Here is a 25,953-nt window from a genome sequence, read left to right as displayed (position 1 = left end):
CGGGGACGACGCGGATGCAAAAGAACGGACGGAAGTCATTCTCGTCGAACTGGGCTGGCCGGGCGTCCACGATGTCGGCGGTATCGACGCTGCCCGGTATCTAGAAGCCCTTGTTCCGCTGTGGGTTCGGGTTGGTTCGGAACTGGACACCTACGAGCATGCGTTCACTGTCGTTCAGTGATGCCACTATGTGGGTAATACCGGGGAACGCCTTGGCACTCCGCTGTTCTTCTGCAGATAAAGCGTAGAACGGATCGAGTGTTTTGTCGTCCCAGTCGGTGAGACTCCAAACGGTATTCAATCTATCACAAGTCAGGTAGGAGAAAATATATTTTATTCATCTTTCAAATAGTTTCATAACTTCGGCAAATTTTTGTCGATACGATACAGAACGTAGCGAGATGCCCTCATCGAAAATGACAGGGGGAAGAATAATCTGTGTGGTGATGCTGTGCACTCTTCTCGCCAGCTCACTGGCTACCGCTCAGGTACCGAGTCAGCCATTGCAGTCAACTACGACATCAACACCGATCACTACGACCCCCACACCGTCGTCCACGACCACTACGACATCAACCCCGATCACTACGACCCCCACACCACCGCCTACCACCACCACGAGTAGTCCGACCACTACGACATCGACACTGACCACCACGACCACTACACCACCGCCTACCACCACCACCACCACGAGCAGTTCGACCACTACGACATCGACACCGACCACTACAACCGCGACAGCCACGACGACGAGTTCTCCACCAACGACGTCGCAGAGTTCAACGACGCAGAACGCAGGGTCGGGCGGATCGTCCACTACAGCCGTTTCCACGAGTGAAGAACCAGGTTCGACTGACAAAACCACCGACGGGGGAGAACCCACACAAGTAACTCAATCCCCGACAGATTCTACGACTTCCCGACCAACGACAGAAAAGAACAATAGTACAGGAAACTTCCCACAATCACAAGGCGACGCGGGAGGCTCCCAAAACGGGACGGGTGTTTTTTCATCGATTCTACTCGTTTTGCTTGCCGTTGGGGGTTTCCTTCTCGTTGGTCTTGTCGGTACTATTGTAGGCTGGAAGTATCGTGATAAAATTGCTTCAGGGCTCGCAGGCGCAATGAATACAGGGAGGCAATCTGATAGCCCGACTCGGATGGATATCTTTGAGTTCGTCACGCAAAATCCGGGGACGAACATCGCATCCATCACAGAGGATCTGGGGGTCAATCAATCGACGGTGAAGCAACATCTTCGTACGCTCACCGAAGAGGGGTATCTACATACCCAATCGCTGCAGGGCTCGAATCGATACTTCGTGGCGGGGAAAGATGGGCAATACGATCGTTCGGTCGCCGCTGCCCTACGCAACGAGGAGTTGCGTGAACTCATTGATACGCTTCATCAACACGGCCCCCTATCGGGATCGAGATTGAGTGAGCTCACCGAGAAAGATCAGTCGACAATTTCACGTCAGTTAGACGATCTTGAAGAGAGCGGCATCATTACGCGGGGTCGTGATGGGAACCAGGTGAGAAATGAACTCACTATTGACTTACCCACGAACGAATGATTATTGACATCCTCTCTGCGCTAAAGGGCGAGGCTTTGCGCCTGTTTGAATGTAAACAACCACTCACGCGAGTTTCCCGATCAGGATCTCTGCGGGCCACACTCCCCACCGACGGTGTCGCTCCTGTCGCTCAATTTCAAATCCTCCCTCTTCGAGGGCTCGACGTGCGTATACGGGACGACATCCAACGCGTTCGTAGCCCGGCACGTGGTCAAATATCCAATCGTACGTCTGTACGAATGGGTCGTTTTCGGAAGCTGCTCTCTCCATGGTCACAACTCCCAGTCGACCATCCGGTTCCAACACTTGTCTAATTTCGCTGATGACTGTGCGCATCTCTCCCGGCGAAAACAACTCGAGGGTGTCCTCGATGAAAGCGACATCAGTTGTGCCCTCTCGGATGGGAAGTGACCGAGCGTCCCCTAGGAGCAGATCAATCCGATTAGTCATCCCTTTTCGCTTGGACCGGTGGCGAGCACGGTCCACCATCCTCGGCGCGGCATCGAGCCCGATCACGTGACCCGTCGGACCGACGTGCCGGGCGAGGGCGGTCAGAGCATGTCCCGGCCCACATCCGACCTCCAAAATTTGCTCACCGGATTCGATAGCGAGAAGATTCAGGGCACGCTTTCGCGTCCCGGTCTGCATGGGTGCGATAAACCAGTCGTATGCTTTCGCTAGCCAATCGTAGGTCGCTACGACAGTTTCGTTCGATACCGCACTGACAGGAATATCGGTCATACGTTGATTTTGGCCTCCCAGTATCGTCATACTGTACTACTGGTTACCATCTAACTGGTGGGCAACCAGCATATTGCTATCCGAATGTAATCAACTCGGTCGTCGGTTCGATTCGAAGCGTAGATTGGTATGCAATTGTCGGCAACAGAAGTCACTTCCTAGCATGTCGGTTTGATGTTCTGATCCATTTTGAAGAGATTGTCCGGATCCCACTCATTCTTGAGTGCGACCAACCGTTCATAGTTCTCTCGGTAGGCCATCGACTGTTCGCCCTCTGGTTCTGTCGTGAAGTTCACGTAAGTTCCAGCAGTTGCGTGCGGCGCTAATACATCGAAGTACTCCCGAATCTACGAAATACACTCATCGTCCTGGGTAGAGCCGTGCCAGCGCGTCGTAATGTTCACGAGGAAGTCCGCGTCTCGGTGCGGATAGTGCGATGGCCTTGGTGGCTTCCCGTACTGGCCATACCTGCGACCAAGACAGAAGGAACCGGAGGAATGCGCTTATTTATTTTTCAACATCGGAGTGCTATTCCAGACGGGTGGCTTTTCACCAAGCGAGTGTATCGATGTATCTGTCTGTGAACGTGTGAAACAAGTAGCAGACGAGACGAATGGAAGCAAAAGCATCGACGCTGATTGCTTCCAGCCTAATCGCAGGCGGGTGCAAGATGGTCAGTGCTGGTCACACGGCAGGCGATCTAGTTCTTGACCGAGCACAACAGCCCAACAACCGTCGCCGCCGAGTACGTCCTAGAGCTGCCGGTCGCAACGATCGACTGGGAGATTTCACACCGACCCCAACGACAGGCAGGGATTTTCCGTTATTTTCCGCCTCGGGCACCCGCGTTACCGTTTTGGTTGCCACCGTTTCCTCCGAGGACGCGGACGCTGTCGATGCCCAGGAACGTACAGTCTCCGTCGGTTGACTCGCCTTTCAGGATGAGGTACGTGTCGTCGGACTCCAGTTGGAGGTCCGAAACCTTGAACTTGAATTTGGTGTCATCGTCACCGTCACCGTCGACGTCCTCGACTCTCGACCAGGTGGGACTTGCGGATCGTTCAGACGTCATCGCGAGTTCACAGAGTTTGGTCGCCGTCTCTGTATCGTCGTTGTACTGGACGTTGGTAAAGTCCTGGCAGTCACCAAATGCGGCGTCATAGCTTCCCTTCACCGGGATGAGTTCAACCGTCGAGACGTCGTAATGGGGCCAGCCTGCAGCTACCGGTAGGACACCAGCACTCTTCGGATTGACCGAGTTGGGGCAACTCGACGGTTTCACGTCGACCCAGCACACTTTGGAACAGCCACGACAGTCTTGGTCGTCTGCTGCAGCCTGGCTGGCGAACACGCTCGTACCGACGACAGCACTACCAGCCGCGAAGGCCGTTTTCTTGAGGATGCTTCGTCGCGATACGGAACTACTCTTCTGCGTATTATCAGGAGCCATATCTATAAGATACATTATTGTGAGAGTATATTACTATTGCTGTACTAAAGATATATTATCAACATAATAAATATCGGATAATCAGAAAGTACAATCACAGTGTGGGAACCGTTCCTATGCCATCTAAGTGTTACTAATACTATCTTTAGTCAAATAAATTTTAATACACGTCCTCTGGGTTCATCACGGATTCGCCAAGTCCACATTGCTTGAAAGTTTCAACAAGGCCTCAATGAGACGATGGTTTCTCGTCTCAGCGAAATTCGTTCGTCCGTTCTCAACACTGGTGGAAGCAGTTCCGCGAACTTGCTATCGGCTGTTTCACCCACAATCTCGACCAAACACTCTGATTTGTATGTGTGGGTGAACATGGTACTCTCTCCTGACTGTCAGAATCCCTGTGACCGATACAGAGACAGAGAGTGCAGTGAAAATGTCGTATCCGGAGTGAAATATGAGATTCAAACGCTCTACCGCCGAATATGAGGGATGAATTTCCCTCTTACCCCCTTCTTCCGGTGCCCTTAGCGGCAGTATTCCTCACGACCCATAGCAGAGGTACTATTCTGCAGGCACCACCTCGTAGGGGAGCATCATCTCTTGGTCCTCGTGTTCGAGGATATGACAGTGCCAGACATACCGGCCAGTGAATCCCGTAAAGGCCGGTCTGATGATGGCAGCCTCGTTCGGGTTCACCAAGACCGTGTCCTTTGGCCCCGCTTCACCCGCCCCCGGTTTGGTCACTTGCCCGTCAAGGTAATCTGGCACAGTCGGGTCCGCACCGGCTTCTCGCGCCTCATCGAACGCCTCCGCGTTGAACGTCTGCCGCCCGATCACCTCGAAATCAACCAGATGAAGATGGACCGGATGCGAGTCACCCGTCACGTTCGCCACTACCCACTCTTCCGAGGTCCCGAACGTCGGCTGGACTACCGCCTCCTCGTCAGTGTACAGGGACTGGTTGAGGAAGTGGGAGTCGTACTCAATCCCCGGCGCGACCTCAAGCGTTCCCGTGTCGAGGGTCATGTATCGAGTGGTGCCTGACTCCGTCACGTCAGGTTCCGGGTAGCGCCTGTTGATCTGTGTCAGGAATCGTGACAGGGGGATATGGCTTTCTTCTGACTCGGTTTCGTTCACCTTGATCTGCATGATTTCGGGCATGTCCGACTCAGAGATGGGGACCGTCTCACCCGCATACGGCGTCGGAGCAGTATTGGTGAGCGTGAAGGTCTGCCCCTCGAAGCCTGAGAAATCGACGACGATGTCTGCCCGTTCCGCACCCGAAAGCAGCAGCGACGCGTGGTCGCCATCCGCCCCGATTGTGGCGACGGATTCAAGGAACCCGAGATCGGTGGCGATCTGGTTCATCATCGGCACGCCAGAGGCCGTTTCGTTCTGAAGTTTGAGGTTGAACACCCGTCCATTCGATCCGTTCAGGAACCGGAAGCGGTACGTGCGCGGTTCGACCTCAAGGTACGGATAGGCCTTGCCGTTGACGACGGGCACATCGCCAAAGAACTCCGCTTCGAAGTCGTCGTCGGTCCCGTCCGGGTAGAAGAGCGAGCCATTGCTGTTGAACGAGCGGTCTTGGATGACGATCGGGACCTCGTAGTCGCCGCTGGGGAGACTGTTCTCCATGGGGTCTCGGAGCAGGTAAAACCCAGCGAGGCCAGCGTAGACGTTCAGGCGTGTAATGCCCATCGCGTGATCGTGATACCATAACGTCGCCGGCTCCTGACCATTAGGGTACTCCTTGACCTGCTGATAGTCGACATCACTGTCGGCGGCGGTTTTTCCGTCTGGGGAGACCCACGCCTCAGGGTTCCCGTCGCTGCGTGGTCTCGTTACGGCGCCGTGTAGGTGGGTCACAATCCGCGTCTCGGGTGCCGGAGGTTCGGCGCCATGCACCTGCTGGTCGACACTCAGCAGGTGGTCAGTCGGGAGGTTGTTGATCCATTTGACCTCAACCGCACGGTCGGGCCGGGCCTCGATGGTCGGTCCAGGGTAGCTCCCTGCGTAGCCCCAGACTGTCGTCTCTTTGCCCATCGAGGTGGGGAGTACGGTCTGATCGAATTCGGTGAGTTCGATCTCGTAGCGATCAGTCCCAGCTTTCCGACTGGTGGGGGTCAACACCCCCGGTCGTGGGAGTGGGTCTTCCCACTGGGGAACGGTGAATGGGGTTTCACCGGTGACGGCGGCGGCTTGGTCGGTAGCCCAAGGGGAAGTGGTGAGCAGGCTAGCCGCGCCGGCTGCCTTGAGAAAGGTCCGTCGGTTTGGTGTAAGCGAGCGCTGTTGATCGTCGTCGGTTGGGTCGTCTCTCTTGGTCATGATGGGGGAGCGCGTAATGATCACCACGTCTCACCATTTCATCAAATAGCATCTACATGTCATCTATGGCAATCATCAATTGGATAATATAACTCCCCAACATTATATCTATTGATTAAATATTTACACTTGAGTACAACTCATAGTTATATTAGAAATAATCAATATTTATTTCACACCCTTATCTAATAGTCTCGTGAGGAAACTCTGAAATCTCCCACTGATGGTAATGGAATAATTATATAGTCAATAAATTAATCATTGTCACCTTTATTTGTACAGCAGACATGTATTATGTCTATTTCAGGATATTTTAGCAGGCACTGGTGGATAAAAGAACTTGTGTCTGGATTTTGTTCGTGAATCCGTTTGAGTCAACTCCTCCATCCGTGTGCCATCGGAGATCTTGACTACTGTTCTAGCCACAGTACGAGCTTGATCCGAAGCCACAAACGAGGCAACGTCACTCACATCTTCCAGCGTTGCTGTCCGGTTCAACAGTGCTTCCTCCTCGGTGGTGGCACCGATCTCGTCACGCCCTGGGGGCTATCTTTCTTCGGCGAGAGAATCCCGCCGTTGACGGCGTTAACGAGAGTGAAGCTCTCGTTCGCACACCAGAACGCTACGCGTTCTGGGAACGGGTGTGACTCGTCGCACAGTAGATTCACGTGTCCTGTGGTCGGACTGGCTGCTAACCGACGTAGAACAAACAAGAGACCTCCGAGTCAGCAGAGCAGAACCACGACCCCACTGCCGGATAGGAGTAACGGTCGCGTGACCCGGCCAGCACCCCATCGGGTGGTAACCCAGACGAGAGCATCGAACCACGGACCAGACGTGTGGAAAGCCCCGTCGTTTACCACAGAGAGGAGGTCATGTTGATTCCTCTTCGGTGCGCACAGCGGCACGGCGCTCAGGAATGAGATCAAGGTCGCCGTCGATATCACCGAGGATGAGGAGCGCGTAGTAGCGCAGATACGTCACGACGGGGACTTGGGCGAGCGCGACGACGAGGAGCACCGAGAGGACAAACAGCAGCCCGACGATGGTGAGGACACCGATCCCGAGCGGCTGAACCGTCATCAACAGACCGAACCCAATCGCCCCGAGGATGCCAAAGGGAATTAAAAGAACAAGCATAGCAATGCCAGCAAGGATCGCAATGAGAATTCCGCCGGCGATTGAGAGTATGACTCCGCCGACGGCGTACGCGAGGTACTGCCAGGGATTGGCGGTGATCGTCGGCCAGAGTCGCCGCCAGCCGCCGAGTACGCCACAATCCTGGACGATCATAACCGGGACGACGAACACTGTGGTGAAGCCATTGATCAGGCCGACGAGAATCGCGAGAATGAGGAGCGCTGGCACCAACAGCAGGAAGGGGACGATCGAGAAGCCATCGGTTGGAGCCGCATTTGCGGGCCCAGTCTCGACAACGACTGGCAAAAGAAAGAGTGCAGCAATCACGACGACGCTGCCCAATACGAGCAGTCCGATAACGAGTCGAAACCCGAACAGACGGACTCCCTGGCGCCAACGCCGGTTCCAGTACCGGCGAACCGTGACTTCCTCGTGACGGAGCGACTCGATGAGGACGAACTCCATAATCGATCCTACCAGCAAAAAGAGGATGCCGAGCAGGAGGACTGCCGCGATGATCACCGCGACGAGGAGCCAGACCCGTGGACCAATATCCGGTGGCATCGGGAAGCCACCCGCTGGGGCTTGGTCGGCTGGGATGTTGTACTGGAAGGTAGTGGAGTTCACTCCGGGAGCGCCGATAAAGAACACCACGAGCGCGAGCTTGATCCAGCGCGTTCGCTCGATCGGCCACAGGAACGCCTTTGTCGCGTCGATGGCATCGTCGAGATTCTCAAGTGCGTAGAGCGTCATAGTGAGAATATATCGAACGGACCACATAAAGATTCACCGCAAGACGCATCACCGACCGAACCCGGGTAGCAAGTTCAGACAGGAGGAAATGACTTTTTGCCAAAGTATATTCAATCCCAATAGTAACGTGTCGAAAAAAATACAAAGCATATCGAGCCATCTCAGTTGGTCAAGCGATGTCGCTGTCCCTCAGTGGCCCTCTGTTTCACTATTGTTCACAGTGCTGTGTTGAAAGATGCGTTGTGGAAGGTATCGGGGGTCCCCGAAGGCGGATTCCTCAGGGGACGCTGAACCCCCCTTCCTCGCTGATCGTGAAATACGTCTGGGTACTCGCATCGTCGAGAGTAGTATCGACGACCTCGCTCACCTCGGCGACGGACTCGGCCTCCCACACACAGGTCGCCACTGATCCGTCCTCGGCAGGACAGAACTGGCGGACCTGGACGTTCTCGGGAATATTCTCAGGGGACAGCATCGGTTCACCTCGCTCTAGAAACGCTTCTGGGTCGTGGATGTCGTGTACGATACCGATTTTCATGAGCCTCACACCCCCTAGTAGGGACGTCGGAACGGAGCTTAAGTATTATCTGCACGATATTCTTTGCGGTAGCGAGGAAACCCCGTCGCTTGCAGCGGGGAAGAATCGCGTTCGTTTAGCTGGGCATGCTTAGAGTGGGTCACAGAGTTGTTCCATGTTCGAGATAGCGAACACGAGGACATTTCCGTGGTTCAGCAACGTCGTTGGATCGATTACATCGTTATAATAACGGGAGAGTGCTATTGTGTTCTCTCGTTTTTCCGCAGAAACACCGCAGATACAACTGCACTTGCTAGTGGTCGCGTGTTGTGTACAGGGGGTGGCGTGGGTGAAAGGTTCGTCCCGGTGGCTCGCGGAATGGATCACACGGCGTAGATTGGTATGCCAATGTCGGCAACAGAAGTCCCGTCTCAGCTTGTCGGTTTGATGTTCTGATTCATTTTGAAGAGGTTGTCCGGATCCCACTCATTCTTGAGCGCGACCAATCGTTCATAGTTCTCTCGGTAGGCCATCGACTGTTCGCCCTCTGGTTCTGTCGTGAAGTTCACGTAGGTTCCACCAGTCGCGTGCGGCGCTAACACATCGAAGTACTCCCGGGTCCACGCAATACACTCATCGTCCTGGGTAGAGTCGTGCCAGCGCGTGGTAATGTTCACGAGAAAGTCTGCATCTCGGTGCGGGTAGGCCGTCGCGTCCGACGGGACGCGATTGACCGCCCCGCCGAGATGCGTTACGGAGACCCTCGTGTCCGGTGTCGGCGGCGAGACAGCATAGTCGGTGATGTGATCGAGTGCCTCGACAGATGGAGATTTGAAATTATGCGACTTCCAGAAGTACCGCTCACCTGCCGGATATGACTCATCGAAGGCCTGTTGCCAATCGACGAATCGCCGAGGTTCGACGGTATCGGCGATCGGGTCGCCGACCTCGCGCAATGGAGCGATCACATCCCAGCCCTCCTCGACGTTACCCGAGTAAATTGGGATGACCGAAAGTATCCGCTCACCATGATACTCCTCTGAAATAAACGGCTCGGGAGCAGCGTGGGAGAAGTTGAGCCACACAGAGAGCTCGTCAGGAGCTTCGGATATGAACTCCCACCAAGAGCGTACGACCGAATGTGCTTCATCAGCTGGATAGATGATCAATCCGGCGAGGACCTCCTCCAGTTCATGAAGCTCGAACTCGAAACTCGTCACGATACCGAAATTGCCACCACCGCCCCGGATGCCCCAGAACAGTTCGGGGTGGTCATCTTCACTGGCGTGAACGAGGTCGCCGTCAGCTGTGACGAGATCCACCGACAAGAGGTTGTCAACCGTCATCCCGTGCTTTCGACAGAGATAGCCGAATCCACCACCCAGGCTCAACCCTGCGACACCAGTAATCGATACGACGCCGGCGGGAGCGACGAGTCCGAACGGAGCTGTTTCGTGATCAAGGTCTCCGAGCCTCGCGCCGGGTCCGACACGGGCCGTTCGTGCGTCGGGATCGACCCGAACTGACGACATGAGACCGAGATCGATCATCAGTCCATCATCGCAGACAGCAAGCCCTGCAACATTGTGTCCACCTCCTTTCACCGCAACCAGAAGGTCCTGTTCCCGAGCGAAATTGACGGCAGCTATTACGTCTGCAGCACCTGTCGGACGAACAATGATACCCGGATGGCGATCGATCATCGCATTGTATACCGTTCGTGCTTCGTCGTATCCGTCGTCGTCTGGTTGGAGCACTGGGCCACGGACCTCTGCCTTGAGTTCGCCTATTGCAGTCTCGTCTACTGGGGAAGTGGTGACTGCCATGATCGGTCACCCTAGTATAACACGGAGCAACCGCTTAATTTTTGTCATTATTTATCATCATATTCAGCGAATGCTGTGACCAGCTCCATCCGTTCTTTTTAGTGAGATTCTGTGCTGAATAGATACTCACCGTCGCACGCAAGCGACTGCTAACTGTCTGTGTGTTTCAGCACAGTCATTGAACCCGATTACACCATTTAATTGTTGTCGGAGAATACTGGTCGCCAGTATCGTTCGGAATGATAACTGCTTGCCAAGTATTTTTGATTCCGGGGCCTCTTGTCGGATCGAGATTAACAAGAACGATATTCAGCACAGTCGTCGGGTCGATTACAACAGTATAATAACGGGAGAGCCCCGCGGCACTCCCCCGTTTATCCGCAGACAGACCGCAGAACAGACCGTACTCGACAGTAGACGTCCGTTGCGTTCGATGGTGGTGTGGGTGGAAGTTTTGTCTCTACGGTTGGAGTGGTGCGGCACACGGGGGGTTCGCCGAACCCCCCGATATTATGCGATTGTAATCAGCCCTCCCGATGCGCACGAACCCATCCACGAAGGTCGGGGTGGTTCCACTCGACACGAATGCTCTTTCCGTCGATTTTGGTGGTAGGGTCGATATCGGGGTTAGCGAGATGTCCATCGACGTATGCCACACCAGGAACGCGTTCTGCCATCTCCTCCATCACGCGATAGCCGTCCGTTTTGTACGCACAGCCGTAGTGTGTGGCCACCTCGCGGTAGTTCAGGAAGACGGTTTGGGAGCCAGTTTCGCGGGCTTTCTCCTCAGCCCGACCGAGGACAGAGAGATATTTCTCGTGGATGCTCGCGTTCGCGGGGCGTTTGGTTGAGAAATCGAGGAGGCTGGCGTTTTCTGTGGTTCGTTGGATGATGTCGTGGAGTTCCTTTCCAACCGTGGCTGCTTCAGCAACGATCGTCGGAGAGGTAGCGTCGACACTACTGCCGTCTTCGCTGGTGTACTCGCGCACGTCGTTGATGATTCGGGAGACCGAGGCGCGGATGCGGTGGTTCTGTTGGCGGTCTTCTTCACAGTCGTCTTGGAGGTCCTCAGTCTGGGATTCAAGATCCTCAAGACGAGTTTCGAGCTGGGTGGTCCGGTCGCGTTCTGTTTGGAGTTCGGTTTCGAGGTCGTCGATTCGCTCGTCTTTCGTCGTGAGTTGGGTTTCGAGTCTGGCTTGCTGATCTTCTAATTCGGTGATGCGGTCGGTGAGTCGCTCGATTTGTTCGGCACGGTCTGCAACTGACCGCTTGTTCGTCGTGCCAACAGCGGACGTACGGGTGTCACACATCGGCACCCACCTCCACTGGAACTGCGGTGTGTTCTGGTGTGGAAAGGGGTAGACAATGAGTGATGGTCGTGGCGGTGTCGATCCACTGTGGGGTCTCGTGAGTCGTGTGGGTGGCCTCGATGACAGTCATGGGCGAATCGGCGTTGGACACGGCCGTGGTGGGGGCGTTGTGGAACGTGGCGTGCTCTGCTGTGGTGATCGGAGGTGCCAGGAGAACGAGCGATGGAGTGTGACTCGTCAGTGGATTCGTCTCGACAAGGCGTGTCGATGGAAGATTCGAGATGCGAACGTGAACGCCATTATCGGGTGAGCGGTACGTGAGTAGCGCTGTGTTCACTGAATCCACCGAAAGCGGTGTCTCGGCCCTCATGCGCGCTCACCGTCCGTTGGGTCGGCGAGGTCCTCGACGTGAGCGCACGTTCGGAGCCAAGCATATCGTCCGGTGGGTGTGCGGCCGTACCGATCCAGCTTGGTCTCAGTGTGGTCGTACTCATCGTAGTAGCGGTACTGCACCCTATAGCGGTCGTTCGTTGGTGTGACGACGAAGAGGACGTGCTCGCCGGGTTCGGGACCACGGCAGGTGAGGACGGGATCGTGGTGCTCACACTGGTAGACGACGCCCGTGAGCGTACGCGTTTCAGTGTGAATCTGGATCGGGTCCCCGCAGTCGAACGCGAGCACCGTGTGTTGGTCGATCATCGGTCAGCCTCCCGTATGAGCTGAATATGCTGGCAAGGTGGGCGGAATTGGTCGTGTGCGTCGGTGGGGGTGACTGTGTGCGATGAGTGGCTGGTAATGGACGAGAAGCGTGGATTGTCTGTAGTAACCCACGCCGACTGGCTCATTGGTCGGTCACCTCTGGGTTCACCGGAGCACTGCGATGGAGTACGTTGCCATGACAGCCGCTTCGGACGACGGTCTCCACATCGATGCCACCATCAGTGAGGGAGTTGATTCGTATACGGTGCGATAGCCGGACGGGACATTTTAGTCCCGTGTGCGTGTAGAGAGGCATGCGGTTCTCCGAACGACCGCACGACGGGCGCGTGCTGATACCACGCGCCACTCGAGTTTCTGCGGCTAATTGCCCGTCGAACAGTCGTTAGTGTCTTCAAGCAAGGGAAGTCTATTAAATATTGTCCGTGAATACAGACATGCATGTCTTCAAATAGTGATGTTGTCTGATATTTTCGGAGAAACTAAACCTAACGTCTGGAATCAGTATGTGAATGCGAAAGCGGGCAAACTGGATGAACGAGAAAGACGATATCATCCTTGAGTTACTGCAAGAGACAGGGCTCGCGTTGCCTGTAACTCCCATCCATGAAAATCTTCGTCTACAGGGGTATGATTTCACTCGAAGAACCGTTCGGCGAAGATTGAAGCGGTTAGAATCACACGGCTTGGTCAATTCTCTATTGGGTGAGAAAGGTTATTACCAAATATCTGATATTGGAGAAGCGTATCTTATTGGAGATTTGGATGTGAGTAAGTTAGACTCCAGTGAGGATAGTTCCTGACCAACTGGACATTGAATGTGATTAAAATAATACTACCGAGAGTAGGTCATACACTCCATGTTCGGTACTGAAGTAGTTCATCTGTCTCGATTCGGAACTCACACGACTTCTCTTTCGGGATATCCGTGAGCGAGCGCTCCATAGAGACCGATATCATCACCTAACTCTGTGATTTGGATGTCAGGCCTCTTGACATAGAGATAGTCGTCAAGATACGTTCGAATACCATTCAAGATGGTTTGCTGGTTGTTGAGCGCTACGCCCCCGCCGATGGTGATGAGGCCGGGATTGTACGCGTTACAAAGAGTTCCGATGCCAGCCGCATTATACTGGGCGGTCTGATCGAGATACTCTTGGGCGACTGTATCACCATCGTTTGCAGCCTCGAAAAGATGCTCTGCCTCGGAGTGAGGGCCATCTCGAAGCGTCGTTTCCCGGTCGTCAGTTTGCAGTCGGTGGGCGATATAGTCTGGGATACCGCGACCCGAACAGATCGCTTCCCACGCTCCCGGAACACCAAAACTATCGAGACCAGATGTCGGTGCAACGGGAAAGAGCCCGACTTCTACAGCTTGGCCGGATTCGCCACGGAGGAGTCGCCCGCGTTCGACGACCCCAGCACCGATACCGGTGCCGAAGGTGACGTGAGCTACGCACTCATATGAATCGCCCGCACCGAAATACCATTCTCCGAGCGCGGATGCACTACAGTCGTTCGCCAGAAAGAGCGGGAGGTCACATTCGGACTGAATCACACTTCGAAGATCGATATCTCGGACTGCCGATCCATATTTGGTATCCATTTCCCGAATGATTCCGTTCGAAGTGTCAACGAGACCAGTACAAGAGACAGCGACTGCAACAATCGTCGCGGAGGAGTTCTGTTGTAGGTTCTGAACTGCGTGGACGATCTGCATCGGAAGAATTTCCGGTCGTGTCGGTTCGACTGCAATCTTGGTGAGAAACTCCCCTGCCGGTGTCCCGACCGTATACCGGAAGTGAGTACTTCCGATGTCGAACACCGCAATTCCATCCATTACATTTACTTCGAAACATTTCCGTATAAACCTTCTTTTCCGCTATTCGACGGTTACACTCTTGGCAAGATTCCGAGGTTTGTCGATGGAACGGTCTTTCTGATTCGCGATGTGGTAGGCGAGGAGTTGCAGATACACGTTCGCGACGACCGGTTCCATCATCCCAACATTCGGTACCTCAAACGTGACATCAAACACTGGATTCGGATCAGTTTCCGAGGTCACACCGATAGTGGGGGCACCTCGTGACTCGACCTCTTTCACATTGTGTACCGTCTCGTCAGCGTTCGTTCCCTCGGTCAGGATCGCGATGACCGGGGTTTTGTCCGTGACGAGTGCAAGCGGACCGTGTTTGAGTTCGCCACCCGGAAAGCCCTCCGCGTGATCGTAAGAAATCTCTTTGAGTTTCAGCGCCCCCTCGAGTGCGACCGGATGGCCAAGCCGCCGGCCGATGAAGAAGAATGCATCACTGTCGGCGAGCGCTTCTGCCGTCTGGCGGACTGTCGGTTCGGCATCAAGGACTTGTTGGATCGCACTGGGAACCTCGGAAACCGCGTTCAAGATAGTCGAGGCTTCTTTCGACGAGAGGGCGTTTCGCTGGCGGCCGAGATAGACGGTCAGCAAGGTGAGCGTCGTCACCTGTGAGGCGAACGTCTTGGTTGCAGCGACACCGATTTCCGGGCCTGACCGAATGTACACAGTGTCATCGGCTTCACGGGCCATCGTGGATCCGACGGTGTTCGTCACTGCGAGCGTCCGTACACCTGCGCCTGCAGCCATTCGGAGGGCACGTAACGTGTCTGCGGTCTCACCGCTCTGGGTGACTGCCACGACGAGCGTTCGCCACGGATCCCGATTCTCTCGGAATTCGTACTCACTTGCGACCGAAACCGAGACGCGCACGTCCGCGTACTGCTCTAAAAGTTCTGCAGCGTATAATCCAGCGTAGTATGATGTTCCGCATGCAATTATCTGGATTTCATCGAGAGAGCGACAGTACTCTTCGGACAACGACAGGTCGAGGTCGGCAACACCAGCGAATTCGTCGACACGACCAGTGAGTGCTTGCCGGACGGCCTGAGGTTGTTCGTGAATCTCCTTGCGCATGTAGTGCTCGTAGCCGCCCTTCTCCGCAGCATCGGCATCCCAGTCGATGACCGTGCGCTCACGTTCAACGATATTACTGCCGTTCACGACCGTGATACCACTCTGGGTGATGTGTGCAATATCGCCATCTTCGAGGAACGAAACCGTTCGGGTGTGTTCGACGAACGCCGTCACGTCACTTGCGATGAACGTGGCGTCGTCAGCGTGGCCGATGACGAGGGGACTGTCTTGGCGAGCAACGACGATTCCGTCGTGGTCAACTGCGGTGACAGCAATCGCAAAACTCCCTTCAAGCATCGAGACGACTGCTTCGACGGCGTCGAGGAGATACTCGGTTTCGTCAAGCGCGTCTTCGATGAGGTGGGCGACGACCTCACTATCTGTCTCGCTCGTGAACTCGTGGTCGTCAGTGAGATCTTGTCTGAGCGTCTCGTAGTTGTCAATGATACCGTTGTGAACGATCGCGACTCGGTCCGCACAGTCAGTATGTGGATGTGCGTTTTCGTCGGTCGGTGCGCCGTGGGTACTCCAGCGAGTATGGCCGATTCCACACGTCGCATTAGGTATCGAGGGGACGGTGAGGTCATCGATTTGTCCGCTTTGCTTGTGAACGTGAAGGGAGCCATCGAGTAATGCTACCCCAGCGGAGTCGTAGCCACGATATTCCAAATTCTTCAAACTCTGTGCAACGATCCTCGAACAGTTTCCGTCACCGAGATAGCCTGTTATTCCACACATGAATTAGCCTCGTACTATGGACGCATTATCTGCAATTCGACCGCTTACGACCGCACCACTTTCGACCCCGACACCCTCCCCAATGACAGTTCCCGGTTTCACCGTGATATTAGCCTTGAGTCGCGCATAATCGCCGACAAGACCACCGAACTCAACATTACGGTGAACTTCTCCGTCGAGTGTGAGCTCAGTGTTCCCGCCTTCGATAGTCGTATTCGGGCCAATAGTGGCGTTCACTCCAATGATACTGTCTCTAACGACCGCACCGGGGCCAATCGTGGCATCAGGGAAAACGACGACGTTTTCCAGAACCGCGTTTGCACCGACGGAAACGTTCTCGCCGATGGACGTCCCATGAAGCACGACGGCACCGGGGTGAATGGTCACGTTCTCGCCTAGGAGGAAGTCATCGTGGAGCGTCGCAGTCGATGCGACGTGCCCCGCTTGAGTCATTTCCGAGTCCGGATTCGATTGGAATTGGTCCAGAGCATAATCGTTGAGCGAGAGTAGGTCCCACGGATACGAGACATCGCCCCACCGACCTGTGACTGAAATCGCTCTGAGTGGCTGAACTTTCGATTGTGTCTGTAAGGTCGTCGTCAGCGCTTGTTCGCCGAAACTCTCGGTCTCGCGAATCGAATCAAAGATTTCCGGGCCAAAGGCGTACACACCCGCGTTGATCTGTCTCGACGACGTCGTTCCGGCTGGTGGTTTTTCGACGATATCTGTGACCGTTTGACCGTCGAGTTCAACAATTCCAAACCGATTCGGCGTATCGATACGAGTTACCGCGATACACGACCACCCGGACTGACGGCGTTCGTCAATCAGGTCTTCGATGACCTGTGATTCGATATAGCGGTCACCGTTCAGTGCGATGAAATCCGAATCGATGTACGGTTCGGCCTGTAAGAGCGCGTGACCAGTTCCAAGCTGTTTTTCCTGGATGGCGTAGGTGATATCGACATCCCACTGGTTCCCATCGCCGAAGTGATTCTGAATCCGTTCGCGGTGATAGCCGACAACGAGGACAATTTCTGCAATCCCGGCCGCGGACACCGCTTCGATGATGGACTCTAACAATGGTTTGTTCCCGACCGGAAGCATAGGTTTGGGACGATGGTTCGTAAGGGGCCGCAGTCGTGATCCCTCACCAGCAGCGAGAATGACCGCTTTCATCGATGAAATAACTTGAATGAGAGAGTATAATCGTTTGCATCTGTAGTTAATTTCATTTATTATTTATCTGAATGACACACATACGCCTGATTGGATCCAAAATAAGATTAGCCAGTACTTGCAGGTATGGAATCAATACAGACTTGCCGAACCAGCAGCTGACGGTGGAAAGAATTCTAGTTTACCCAATTAGAAAGAGTAGATCTTTCGACACGGAATAGACCGCGCGATTTACTGTAATCGATTTCAGTAACAACTCCTACAAAATTGTAATCCATCTTATACTTATGACGGTGGCCACCCACTCTCTAGCTGTGATGAAATCGAAACCAAGCCAGTTTCCTGACGGACTACAGGTGCCGAATCAAACGCACAGCGTAGGCAAGGCACTCATGGGATGGGCAGTGCTTTACGGGCTGTTCCTCGTCATCCTCTTAGCGATCTCATATCCCACTATCGTCGTCGGTGTACTCATAACGACGATTGCACTCAGCGTTCGTGTACAACGGCGTCGTCGTGACCACCGTGCCCGTCGTCGCTGCGTGCCCATTGTCGGTGTTTGTGTGAAGTTGTAAATCTCTAACGCGCCTATCAACGACGAGGAGATCGTCGGGTACGTTCAAGTCGTCAATGAGTTCATAGCCAGACACATTCCAGACTAGTTGTTATTCTCTTTCCTTTCGTTAATAATATGGGGTAGAAATCTTTGTTAGGGTGTGATTTATCTTTACGATAAAATTATATGTTCCGTTCAGGGTCATCATAACAATGTATATAGCGATTATAATTGAGCTAAGTTATGAGTAAATTTATCGTTCGACAAGAATTTTCGGATGGAACGAGCAATCAGAGAGAAACCGAGACAGTTCCCGGTAACAAGCAATTGGAAAGTACCGTAGAGATCAGTGAACACCCGAGAAGTCGATGCCAGGAACTCGACGAAGGGAGGGATGTGAATGCCAACCTATGACATCGTCGAACAAGGAGCAGACGATACCGGAGGAGACGCCATCGACGGCGTTCTCGAGAATCTGGTTGACAATGATACGACCATCATCTTTCCGCCAGGAACGTACAAACTCAACGAGCTCATCGTCCCGTCGGGGACTGACAGGCTCGAACTCATCGCGCCGGACGGTGCACGGCTCGTTCCCGGACGGTCGGGCGACGACCTACCGTGGATCGACGTCTACGCGCGAGGATTCACGCTCGACGGCTTCGAACTCGACATGCGGAACACGGCGGTCCCGCCGTTCGTGCGGATGAACTCAAGTTCAGGATACTGGGAACTAAGACGACTCATCACCCGTGGCTACGTGCGAGCAGCGACTGACACGAACATTGGGTCAAACGACTCGGGGGATGCGCGCACGTACTTCCGGTTGTCAGCCGAAGACGGAACGCGTGGGCTGCTCCAGGACTGCTACTTTCACGAAGGGTCGTGCGCACCGGATGAGTCGAGCAACCGACGTGCAATCCTCGTCGAATCCGGGAAGGGGGTTCTTATATTTAACCGCTGCTGGTTTGAACACTGGGGAGAAAACACCATTTATGCAAAAAAGCCAGAAGGGCGTGTAAGAATACTGAACAGCTTCGTTCGAAATTCACAGAACGGGATGCGGCTCGGTGGTGACACCCAGGTTCGTAACTGTGTATCGATCAAAGACGCGCAGCACCCGAGACAAGCTTGGTCGGGTGGGTCGCTCCAACGCGGCGTGAACGTGGAGGCAAACGTCCCGACGAATCCTTCGGACGGCGTCAATAGTTATGATGGAACAATTTCTATCAGCGACTGTGACTTCTACCATCGGTATTTGGATAGCAGCTGCGGCGGAGCGATCACGGCGGTAGCACCGTGTCAACGTATCGACATTCAACGGACTCGTGTTAGTTACGATTCGACGAAGAATCACGATGCGATTTACACGTACGAGGGCACAATGTACGACGGCACGCCCGCGAATCTCGAATATTTGCGACTCGAAGACGTGCAAGTCACCAACGACCATGATTCGGAGTACGCCATCTACATCGGACAAGAGCCAGATACGTGGGGACCGGTGTCCGGTGTGTTAGGTGGGAGTGGCCCACAAACAAATTCGAGTTACATCGAAAGTCAGATGACGATCAATGGAAATCCCACACAGCCAAATACAACGCCGCCACTTCCAAGTCCACCGCCACTCGGGGAGATACCGATGGAATCGGCACAGCTAGTCCGTATTGATAACAGGGATAACGATTCTCGGACGACGTACCAGATTACGGCCGGCGACTATGTTCTTCCAGCGGGTAACGACGGGACGACGATATCGATGTGGTGGGGGCCAGACGGTGACCCAAGGCGGCCACCAAATTCGGGGGTCGCAACTGGTACTGCTCCAGGGGGAAGTGCGTACGCTTTCTACGTGACAGGCGGCATCATTTCGACGGAGTCAGACGGGCCAGCGACTTGGACGGTCGATGGAGAGGTATATAACCCTGGTACTGAAGAAATTCTGAAAACGGATACAATTACAAGTGGCCCACAGGAAAATAAAGATCAGTGGAAGCAGGCTAATTCAGTTACGCAACCGGGTGGTGTCGCCGTTGCAAAGCCGCTGTCATTCAGTGGCAGTAACCCAGCACATGTCCGACTGCGGAACGTCGCCGATGATGACTTCGAATACAAACTCGAAGAATGGGCCTATCTCGATGGGTCCCACGTCAGCGAAACATTTCACACACTCGCCATGGGGCCGAGTGAACGTGAAATACAACTAGGTAATGGGACTCCCTACAAAATGAAGGCTGGGAGTGTATCCGTCCAAGACGGATTCGCTACCGTCTCTTTTGACGATTTCTTTGGTGCAGAGATACCCATCATCTTTGCACAGGCACAGACATTCAACGGGCCAGATCCGATCGTCACCCGACTGCGAAACGTGTCCAGTAGTTCGTTCAACGTGCGTCTTCAAGAAGAAGAGGCAAGAGGTGGACACACGACGGAAACGGTTGGCTACATTGCGCTTGAACCAGCGACTGGACGGATCAATGGAACATCGTTTGAGGTACGGAGGGACGGAGTAAAAATCACCGATGAGTGGTCTCGCATCAGCTTCCAGAAACGGTATAACTCACCGCGGTTCATCGCTGGTATGCAGACATTCAATGGATCAGACACAGCAAACCTCCGCTATCGAAATCTTACCGGCACCGGTGTAGAGGTCAAAGTCGAAGAGGAACAAAGTGCAAATAACGAAACGACGCACACAACCGAACGTGTCGGCTACTTCGTTATCGAGAGTTCTCTGTGAGAGGCTATTTTACCCAATGGCAACTGAGAACAGACATAAACCCTTCTCGTCTATTTTCTGTGTTAGAGATAGTATTAAAAATTGAGTTCTATTAAATTATATATTCTATTGGATAAAAATTTTATTATTTATTTAATATTATATTTTTATACTTTTGGTTTTAATTTCGTCAAGTCAAAGTCCAGAATTTTATCTGCTCAATTGAGCAGCAAGAGGCTTTAACAGTGCGGGAACCAAAGGACCAATATGTTTGGGTCAGGTTAAACGGAGGTCTCTTTGACGATCCTCACACAAGAAATGATTACAAGGATTGACTACATCAAGGTAAAAATTCGATGCGTAAATACATATATTTTATATAGAATATTTATTTCCTTGAGAACCGTTTAATTATATAAAATTATATACTTTATTTTAACTTACTACTATTTTTTTAACTATTTAGTTAAATATTTATGAATGGCCTCCAATCAGGAAATATGAGAAATGGTTCGAAAAAGTGGTTATTAGGATTGAAATCAGCCATTCTAAATAAGGACAAATCAAAATTATTAGAATATCTAGATTATGCTTATTGCGGAGTATGTTTATCCATCACATCTAGGTACCCAATTGGGACAAACATCTTTGAAAAAGACTGGGATGCACTTCTCGTACTTGACGCATGTCGGGTTGATGCACTCAGGGAAGTCGCACCTGAGTATGATTTTATAGAATCGGTCGATAGCATTTGGTCGGTGGGGAGCAGTTCACATGAATGGTATGCAAACACTTTTAACCAAAAGTACAAATATAAACTAAATAAGACAGCACTTATTTCGTCCAATCCGTTCGCTGCAGAAGTTCTTTACAACGATAATCATCCACCGATATATCCAACTCCAATTCTAAACGCGCACTGGAATACAATTAGCGATGAAGACATTGGACACTTTGAACCAACACAACAACATAAACGTCCGTTTGATAATGTCTCCGATTCCGCTCCGGTCGACGAGGTTCAGGATCCAAATTACGTAACTGATAGAGGGATTGTGGCGGGTCGGGAAGACTATGACAGGTTGATCATTCACTACTTCCAACCCCATCGACCGTTCATTTACGACTTGATAGAAGGAGGAGAGATGACAGAAAAGCAGAACGACCCATATGGATTCGCACAAAAAGAAGAAATAGACCATGGTGATTTATGGCCGATGTATCTTGATAATCTTCGATTAGTTCTGGATTCTATCAATAATTTATTAAAAAATCTTGATGCAGATAAAGTTATTATCACTGCTGACCACGGGGAGCTTATCGGAGAATTAGGACAGTATGGTCATTTTGAGTGTATTCCGCATCCTGATTTGAAAAAAGTTCCGTGGGTCGAAACTACTGCAACCGATAAAAAAACTCGTATGCCGGATGAAGAGCCATCTATAAAATCTGAAAACAATACTGAAAAACGGTTACGAGAACTAGGTTATATAAAATAAATAGTATATTAATTAAATGTGTCTTTAAGATCGGCATTTTAGTATATTCATATTTCTGTTTAATTAATTTTAAGGTGAACCAAAGAGCGGGGCATAAGCCCCCACTGCGATGTGATTATTAACGGAATCCTTTCAATTCGGTGGTATAATGGATCGTCGAATATACTAGTCAGCCCTCATCGTTTTGCCGTCATTTAAAGAGCGGGTTTATCCGGAGAACCGTCGCTCCCCTGGCAGCTTCGTCATCCACGGCAGCGTGTTACTTGAATACCTTCGTAAGGACGTCAGTTCATTCGTGGGTCTCTATACCGACTGCCTAAATGATCGCCAGGCACAATGAAAAGAAGCTACCCCGTATAATTCTACGACTTAGCAACAATTGCCCCTAACCTAGACAATATATTATAATACTAAAAATTAATAGTTTTAGTATTAATAATAGAAAAGATACTTTGAATGGATATCCTTTTTAGTCATCAAGCATTCTTTGTATTATGGAGATCTGCCACTTCATCACTTCTTTAGGCCGAGGAGGAGCTGAAACAATGGTTTCGAATATCATAGAAAACATCAATGATGGAGAAATATCTTTGAAAGTTTGCTATCTAGTTGAAAATCACGATCTAGTGAATGAAGTACATGACGCAGGGGCTGAAACAATTTGTTTTGGGGGTATGAATCGTGAAGATCCTAAAGCACACATAAAAGCCCTACAGTATTTCAAGTCAAATTCCTTCGATTTAATCCATGCACATCTTCCTCATGCTCAAGTAACAGCTAGATTGGCAAAGAAATTAGGATTTGTGAATTATGTTATATGCACGCATCATAATTTGCCAGATCTATATGGGACAATACCAAGAAAGTTAGAAAGAAGTAGCCGGAAATATGACGATAAAGATGTAGCAGTTTCTAAGTGTGTGATGAATGCATATCTGACGAAAGGAGCAAATCCGGAAAAGTGGACAACGATATACAATGGAATTGATGTTGATGAATGGTATACTCAGATAAAGGAAGCTGAATTACCAATAATAAATTCCAAATCAACTAATGTATTTGTGAATATCGGAAGGCTTATTCCGGAAAAGGGTCAGCTATCTCTAATTGAGGCTTTCAATTTGTATAATAAAGACCATGGAGATTCAAAACTAATAATAATTGGAGAAGGACCACAACAAGCACAATTAAGTAGTAAAATAAAAACACTTAAGCTAGAAGATAATGTGGTGCTAAAAGGCTCACTCCCAAGAAAAGATATTCCAAAATATCTAGTTGCAGCAGATGCATTTGTCTCAACATCACGATCTGAGGGGTTTGGACTCACTATTATTGAGGCAATGGTTGCGAAATTACCCATTATTGCTACCGACATACCAGCTGTTAGGGAAGTTATACAGGGTTATGATTGCTCTATTCTCATCAATCGTAATAAACCGATATTAATGAAACAAGCAATGGAAGAGATCACATCTAGTAATGATTTATATTCATCATGTGATCGTGGTTATGTAATTTCCAAGAATAAATTTGATCTCGAAGTGTGTGCTAGTGAATATATAGATTTATATAAATCTACAATAAATTAACCACATATAATTCGACTCGGGAATATAATTCCTTCATTATGGTTATTTCTTTCCGTCCCAACATGTTAGTATTGAGCATCAGCGCACCATATAGAGGTGAGAAAACAGCCAAATTGATTAGCATCCCAGAAACCGTAGGCTCTGTAACCCATCTCGAAATGGCAATAAAAATGATAATTGAAAATAGTTGAAATAATATTGTTTGGTTTGTTAGTGATGTTATACGATAGTCAGTAAAGATCTTATATGAATATAAGAGATTTAAAGCCACATACGAAGAAGTAGTTGCAATGGCAGCACCCTCTATATTATAAATAGGTATTAGTATAACATTCAAAATCAAATTCAGAATAGTAGCTAATAAATTAGAAATCATTATATATTTTGTATCCCCGATAGAGATGACTAGATTACCGTTTGGGCCTAGAACAGAATTTGAATAGAATCCGATTGATAAAATAATTAGGGCAGGAGATCCTGCCAGATATTTCCCACCGAAAGTATTTGTTATTATCAGATTAGGATAGCTCACTAACACCAGAAAAAGTGGAAGAGTAACCAACATAATCCATTTGCTAGTATCTAAATATGTTTCTTTTAACTTTTCGTATTTATTATTGGAGTGTAGTTTAGATATAACGGGCATAAAAACAAATCCAAATGCCATCAATGGTGCTTGGAGCAATGTTGCCAATGGATATACGATATTATAGTCTGCAACTTGATTTGGAGACCAATAATACCCCAATAAGAAAGTGTCAATATCTATTAATAGTGCCATCATTGTAGATGTGACAAGTAGGGGAGCTGAAAAAATAAATAGCTTTTTTCTATAACTACTAAAACTAATCTGTCTTGCAAAAATGGGGGTTAAACTCCAGAGAAAATATAACCCAACACCAGCTGCAATACCATATGAGACAACATACGAACTTGCGATACCAATAGATCCAAGACCGAATAGTAATGCTACTCCTATCAACAGAAACCTAGTTAGTGGAAGAACAATATTTTGAATGAGTGCCTTGGGGACTGCTTTTTGTGTGCCTTGAATACCTCCAATAGTCATTTTCATAAGCACTAACAAAGGAATCCCAATTGCACAGATATTTAACACTTGTTTGAGTTCACCATGAATTGCGTGTTGGAAGAATGAGTTTGAAATGATTATAATTGATGAAGAGAGAATAACTGACGATAACAATGATAGTTCTAATCCTGATCGCAAAACTCCCTTCTTACCTGCTTTGCTTTCTATTCTCGGAAGGTATCTAGCAATACCAACATTCATTCCTAACATTGATACTAATCCCCCCATAGTTAAAAGGGAGATACCAAGCGATACAACTCCATAATCAGGTCTACCGATATAGCGTGCAATCACTAACTTTGAAGCAAAGCTCAATACAAGTTCGATGACTACACCGATCATTAGAACAATTGCACCAGAGACGATATTATTATTTCCACTCATACTACCTCATATAGCCCGAATACAGAAGAATAAGGTCTTGCAGGTCGGACGACATCTTCTGGATAAACGAGGGTGACTTCGATAGCGTCGTACGCATTATTAAACTCAATAGACGACTCGACGATCGTTTTGAGTGAAACCAATCAGGTTGTAAATGAACAATCTGATCGTATCCCCATTTTGTTAAATAATACTCTTTATCCGCTAATATTCTTTTTGGATCCGTCCGCTTACTCATATATGATTGTGGGCCATCCGGAAAGTGCCCGAATTGAACGGCTGGGCATAGAGCAAATTCCCAATTAGTGTTCAAATGTCCCGTGAAGAAGTCTATATGCTCTCTTCCAATTGTATAATTTGGATCCCATGAATAATCATCTAAGCATTCTTTTTTGAAAGCGCAAACATTGGGAAGAAAATCAAACTTAATATGTGGAATCGGTTCAAAGTTAACTTTTTTATCACCGCGTATATCATACGATATTAATCCATCATATTCATAGAGGTCTCTACAAGCGCTATAGATTCGGTTTGACTCGATTAACATTCCACAAGCACCACCCAAGGTTGGCTTAGATTCCAACAACTGCACTAATTCAGTAACATTAGGTGGTACTGTATTGTCGCTATCAACAATGATCAAGTATTCCTCTTTTAGTTCCTTGACTATCTCATGTCGTCCATAACCTAAACCTGAATCGTACGGAAGATCAAGAACCTTAAGTTCAAAACTAAAATTGGAATTATATAATTTTTTCTTTTCTTCACTGCCCTTTCCATTATCTGCTACGTATACCTTATTAATATCCGTCTCAACTACGGATTGCAATAGATTTTTTAACTTTTCTGTTCTGTTGAAAACTACGACACCAAGTGAGATTTCGGGCATA

21 protein-coding genes and 1 pseudogene are annotated in these 25,953 nt (G+C 50.4%); 7 read left to right on the top strand and 15 right to left on the bottom strand.

What is annotated here, in order from left to right:
- Positions 1 to 181: hypothetical protein (locus tag BG842_RS30310; protein WP_217493364.1), on the top strand; the 181-nt coding region annotated here is incomplete at its 5' end.
- Positions 182 to 496: 315 nt separating this feature from the next.
- On the opposite strand, the gene BG842_RS30305 is transcribed toward BG842_RS30310, so the two are convergent.
- Positions 497 to 835 (bottom strand): hypothetical protein, encoded by a 339-nt coding sequence (locus BG842_RS30305; RefSeq protein WP_217493363.1) that lies wholly within the window; start codon positions 833 to 835, stop codon positions 497 to 499.
- A gap of 328 nt (positions 836 to 1,163) precedes the next feature.
- Between BG842_RS30305 and BG842_RS22225 the strand changes: the two genes are divergently transcribed.
- Positions 1,164 to 1,580 (top strand): ArsR family transcriptional regulator, encoded by a 417-nt coding sequence (locus BG842_RS22225; protein ID WP_175424254.1) that lies wholly within the window; start codon positions 1,164 to 1,166, stop codon positions 1,578 to 1,580.
- Positions 1,581 to 1,643: 63 nt separating this feature from the next.
- Here BG842_RS22225 and BG842_RS22220 read toward each other — a convergent pair whose 3' ends face one another.
- The 3 genes from BG842_RS22220 to BG842_RS22215 all read right to left on the bottom strand — a co-directional run bounded on the left by BG842_RS22220 (position 1,644) and on the right by BG842_RS22215 (position 3,672).
- Positions 1,644 to 2,321: a class I SAM-dependent methyltransferase gene (locus BG842_RS22220; RefSeq protein WP_175424253.1), complete on the bottom strand. Its 678-nt coding sequence runs from the start codon at positions 2,319 to 2,321 to the stop codon at positions 1,644 to 1,646.
- Between the two features lie 158 nt (positions 2,322 to 2,479).
- Positions 2,480 to 2,617, bottom strand: a complete 138-nt coding sequence (locus tag BG842_RS28235; RefSeq protein WP_083252699.1) for a BBE domain-containing protein — start codon at positions 2,615 to 2,617, stop codon at positions 2,480 to 2,482.
- Between the two features lie 527 nt (positions 2,618 to 3,144).
- Positions 3,145 to 3,672 (bottom strand): hypothetical protein, encoded by a 528-nt coding sequence (locus tag BG842_RS22215; RefSeq protein WP_139136240.1) that lies wholly within the window; start codon positions 3,670 to 3,672, stop codon positions 3,145 to 3,147.
- Between the two features lie 362 nt (positions 3,673 to 4,034).
- Here BG842_RS22215 and BG842_RS29280 point away from each other — a divergent pair.
- Positions 4,035 to 4,121, top strand: a pseudogene (locus BG842_RS29280) (IS5/IS1182 family transposase); the annotation flags it as partial.
- Between the two features lie 211 nt (positions 4,122 to 4,332).
- On the opposite strand, the gene BG842_RS22210 reads toward BG842_RS29280, so the two are convergent.
- The 6 genes from BG842_RS22210 to BG842_RS22185 form a co-directional block, all read right to left on the bottom strand.
- Complete coding sequence (locus BG842_RS22210) at positions 4,333 to 6,099, bottom strand: multicopper oxidase family protein (protein WP_083252701.1); 1,767 nt, start codon at positions 6,097 to 6,099, stop codon at positions 4,333 to 4,335.
- An 873-nt stretch (positions 6,100 to 6,972) separates the two neighbouring features.
- On the bottom strand, positions 6,973 to 7,992 hold the full coding sequence (locus BG842_RS22205) for a hypothetical protein (protein WP_069452500.1): 1,020 nt from the start codon (positions 7,990 to 7,992) through the stop codon (positions 6,973 to 6,975).
- Positions 7,993 to 8,269: 277 nt separating this feature from the next.
- Positions 8,270 to 8,530 carry a hypothetical protein gene (locus BG842_RS22200; RefSeq protein WP_069452499.1) on the bottom strand — a complete coding sequence of 87 codons (261 nt, stop codon included), beginning with the start codon at positions 8,528 to 8,530 and terminating at the stop codon, positions 8,270 to 8,272.
- Positions 8,531 to 8,940: 410 nt separating this feature from the next.
- On the bottom strand, positions 8,941 to 10,335 hold the full coding sequence (locus BG842_RS22195) for an FAD-binding oxidoreductase (RefSeq protein ID WP_069452498.1): 1,395 nt from the start codon (positions 10,333 to 10,335) through the stop codon (positions 8,941 to 8,943).
- A 524-nt stretch (positions 10,336 to 10,859) separates the two neighbouring features.
- Positions 10,860 to 11,645: a hypothetical protein gene (locus BG842_RS22190; protein ID WP_175424251.1), complete on the bottom strand. Its 786-nt coding sequence runs from the start codon at positions 11,643 to 11,645 to the stop codon at positions 10,860 to 10,862.
- A 366-nt stretch (positions 11,646 to 12,011) separates the two neighbouring features.
- Entirely contained in the window at positions 12,012 to 12,344 is a 333-nt protein-coding gene (locus BG842_RS22185) for a hypothetical protein (RefSeq protein WP_069452497.1), read from the bottom strand.
- Between the two features lie 530 nt (positions 12,345 to 12,874).
- On the opposite strand from BG842_RS22185, the gene BG842_RS33320 reads away from it, so the two are divergent.
- Positions 12,875 to 13,165 carry a winged-helix domain-containing protein gene (locus tag BG842_RS33320; protein ID WP_069452496.1) on the top strand — a complete coding sequence of 97 codons (291 nt, stop codon included), beginning with the start codon at positions 12,875 to 12,877 and terminating at the stop codon, positions 13,163 to 13,165.
- A 98-nt stretch (positions 13,166 to 13,263) separates the two neighbouring features.
- On the opposite strand, the gene BG842_RS22175 is transcribed toward BG842_RS33320, so the two are convergent.
- The 3 genes from BG842_RS22175 to BG842_RS22165 are packed head-to-tail and all read right to left on the bottom strand — an operon-like array spanning position 13,264 to position 17,226.
- The gene (locus BG842_RS22175; RefSeq protein ID WP_069452495.1) at positions 13,264 to 14,202 is read right to left on the bottom strand and encodes an ROK family protein; all 939 of its coding nucleotides are present in this window, start codon (positions 14,200 to 14,202) and stop codon (positions 13,264 to 13,266) included.
- Positions 14,203 to 14,244: 42 nt separating this feature from the next.
- Positions 14,245 to 16,047, bottom strand: a complete 1,803-nt coding sequence (gene glmS / locus BG842_RS22170) for a glutamine--fructose-6-phosphate transaminase (isomerizing) (RefSeq protein WP_069452494.1) — start codon at positions 16,045 to 16,047, stop codon at positions 14,245 to 14,247.
- Positions 16,048 to 16,050: 3 nt separating this feature from the next.
- Positions 16,051 to 17,226: a sugar phosphate nucleotidyltransferase gene (locus tag BG842_RS22165; RefSeq protein ID WP_083252698.1), complete on the bottom strand. Its 1,176-nt coding sequence runs from the start codon at positions 17,224 to 17,226 to the stop codon at positions 16,051 to 16,053.
- A gap of 956 nt (positions 17,227 to 18,182) precedes the next feature.
- On the opposite strand from BG842_RS22165, the gene BG842_RS22155 reads away from it, so the two are divergent.
- From BG842_RS22155 to BG842_RS28225, 3 genes are all read left to right on the top strand, one after another.
- Entirely contained in the window at positions 18,183 to 20,522 is a 2,340-nt protein-coding gene (locus BG842_RS22155; RefSeq protein ID WP_069452491.1) for a hypothetical protein, read from the top strand.
- Positions 20,523 to 20,977: 455 nt separating this feature from the next.
- On the top strand, positions 20,978 to 22,000 hold the full coding sequence (locus BG842_RS29275) for a hypothetical protein (protein WP_139136239.1): 1,023 nt from the start codon (positions 20,978 to 20,980) through the stop codon (positions 21,998 to 22,000).
- A gap of 494 nt (positions 22,001 to 22,494) precedes the next feature.
- Positions 22,495 to 23,589, top strand: a complete 1,095-nt coding sequence (locus BG842_RS28225; RefSeq protein ID WP_083252696.1) for a glycosyltransferase — start codon at positions 22,495 to 22,497, stop codon at positions 23,587 to 23,589.
- Here the strand turns inward: BG842_RS28225 and BG842_RS28220 are convergent.
- Both BG842_RS28220 and BG842_RS28215 read right to left on the bottom strand, forming a co-directional pair.
- Entirely contained in the window at positions 23,576 to 25,063 is a 1,488-nt protein-coding gene (locus tag BG842_RS28220; RefSeq protein ID WP_083252695.1) for a flippase, read from the bottom strand. The genes BG842_RS28225 and BG842_RS28220 overlap by 14 nt on opposite strands.
- A gap of 1 nt (position 25,064) precedes the next feature.
- Positions 25,065 to 25,952, bottom strand: coding sequence for a glycosyltransferase family 2 protein (locus BG842_RS28215; protein WP_083252694.1), 888 nt, complete (start codon positions 25,950 to 25,952; stop codon positions 25,065 to 25,067).
- Position 25,953: the final 1 nt, after the last annotated feature.

It is taken from the genome of Haladaptatus sp. W1, assembly GCF_001723155.1.
Classification (GTDB): Archaea; Halobacteriota; Halobacteria; order Halobacteriales; family Haladaptataceae; genus Haladaptatus; species Haladaptatus paucihalophilus.
This window is presented reverse-complemented; position numbering and strand designations above follow the sequence as displayed.

What these genes read in the sequence shown, in the direction of transcription:
- BG842_RS22200 (WP_069452499.1), bottom strand. Translation starts at nt 8,530, where the DNA reads ATGAAAATCGGTATCGTACACGACATCCACGACCCAGAAGCGTTTCTA.
- BG842_RS28215 (WP_083252694.1), bottom strand. Translation starts at nt 25,952, where the DNA reads ATGCCCGAAATCTCACTTGGTGTCGTAGTTTTCAACAGAACAGAAAAG.
- BG842_RS33320 (WP_069452496.1), top strand. Translation starts at nt 12,875, where the DNA reads ATGCGAAAGCGGGCAAACTGGATGAACGAGAAAGACGATATCATCCTT.
- BG842_RS22190 (WP_175424251.1), bottom strand. Translation starts at nt 11,645, where the DNA reads ATGTGTGACACCCGTACGTCCGCTGTTGGCACGACGAACAAGCGGTCA.
- glmS (WP_069452494.1), bottom strand. Translation starts at nt 16,047, where the DNA reads ATGTGTGGAATAACAGGCTATCTCGGTGACGGAAACTGTTCGAGGATC.
- BG842_RS28225 (WP_083252696.1), top strand. Translation starts at nt 22,495, where the DNA reads ATGGAGATCTGCCACTTCATCACTTCTTTAGGCCGAGGAGGAGCTGAA.
- BG842_RS29275 (WP_139136239.1), top strand. Translation starts at nt 20,978, where the DNA reads ATGAATGGCCTCCAATCAGGAAATATGAGAAATGGTTCGAAAAAGTGG.
- BG842_RS22155 (WP_069452491.1), top strand. Translation starts at nt 18,183, where the DNA reads ATGCCAACCTATGACATCGTCGAACAAGGAGCAGACGATACCGGAGGA.
- BG842_RS22220 (WP_175424253.1), bottom strand. Translation starts at nt 2,321, where the DNA reads ATGACCGATATTCCTGTCAGTGCGGTATCGAACGAAACTGTCGTAGCG.
- BG842_RS22175 (WP_069452495.1), bottom strand. Translation starts at nt 14,202, where the DNA reads ATGGATGGAATTGCGGTGTTCGACATCGGAAGTACTCACTTCCGGTAT.
- BG842_RS22195 (WP_069452498.1), bottom strand. Translation starts at nt 10,335, where the DNA reads ATGGCAGTCACCACTTCCCCAGTAGACGAGACTGCAATAGGCGAACTC.
- BG842_RS22225 (WP_175424254.1), top strand. Translation starts at nt 1,164, where the DNA reads ATGGATATCTTTGAGTTCGTCACGCAAAATCCGGGGACGAACATCGCA.
- BG842_RS22210 (WP_083252701.1), bottom strand. Translation starts at nt 6,099, where the DNA reads ATGACCAAGAGAGACGACCCAACCGACGACGATCAACAGCGCTCGCTT.
- BG842_RS22185 (WP_069452497.1), bottom strand. Translation starts at nt 12,344, where the DNA reads ATGATCGACCAACACACGGTGCTCGCGTTCGACTGCGGGGACCCGATC.
- BG842_RS22205 (WP_069452500.1), bottom strand. Translation starts at nt 7,992, where the DNA reads ATGACGCTCTACGCACTTGAGAATCTCGACGATGCCATCGACGCGACA.
- BG842_RS28220 (WP_083252695.1), bottom strand. Translation starts at nt 25,063, where the DNA reads ATGAGTGGAAATAATAATATCGTCTCTGGTGCAATTGTTCTAATGATC.
- BG842_RS22165 (WP_083252698.1), bottom strand. Translation starts at nt 17,226, where the DNA reads ATGAAAGCGGTCATTCTCGCTGCTGGTGAGGGATCACGACTGCGGCCC.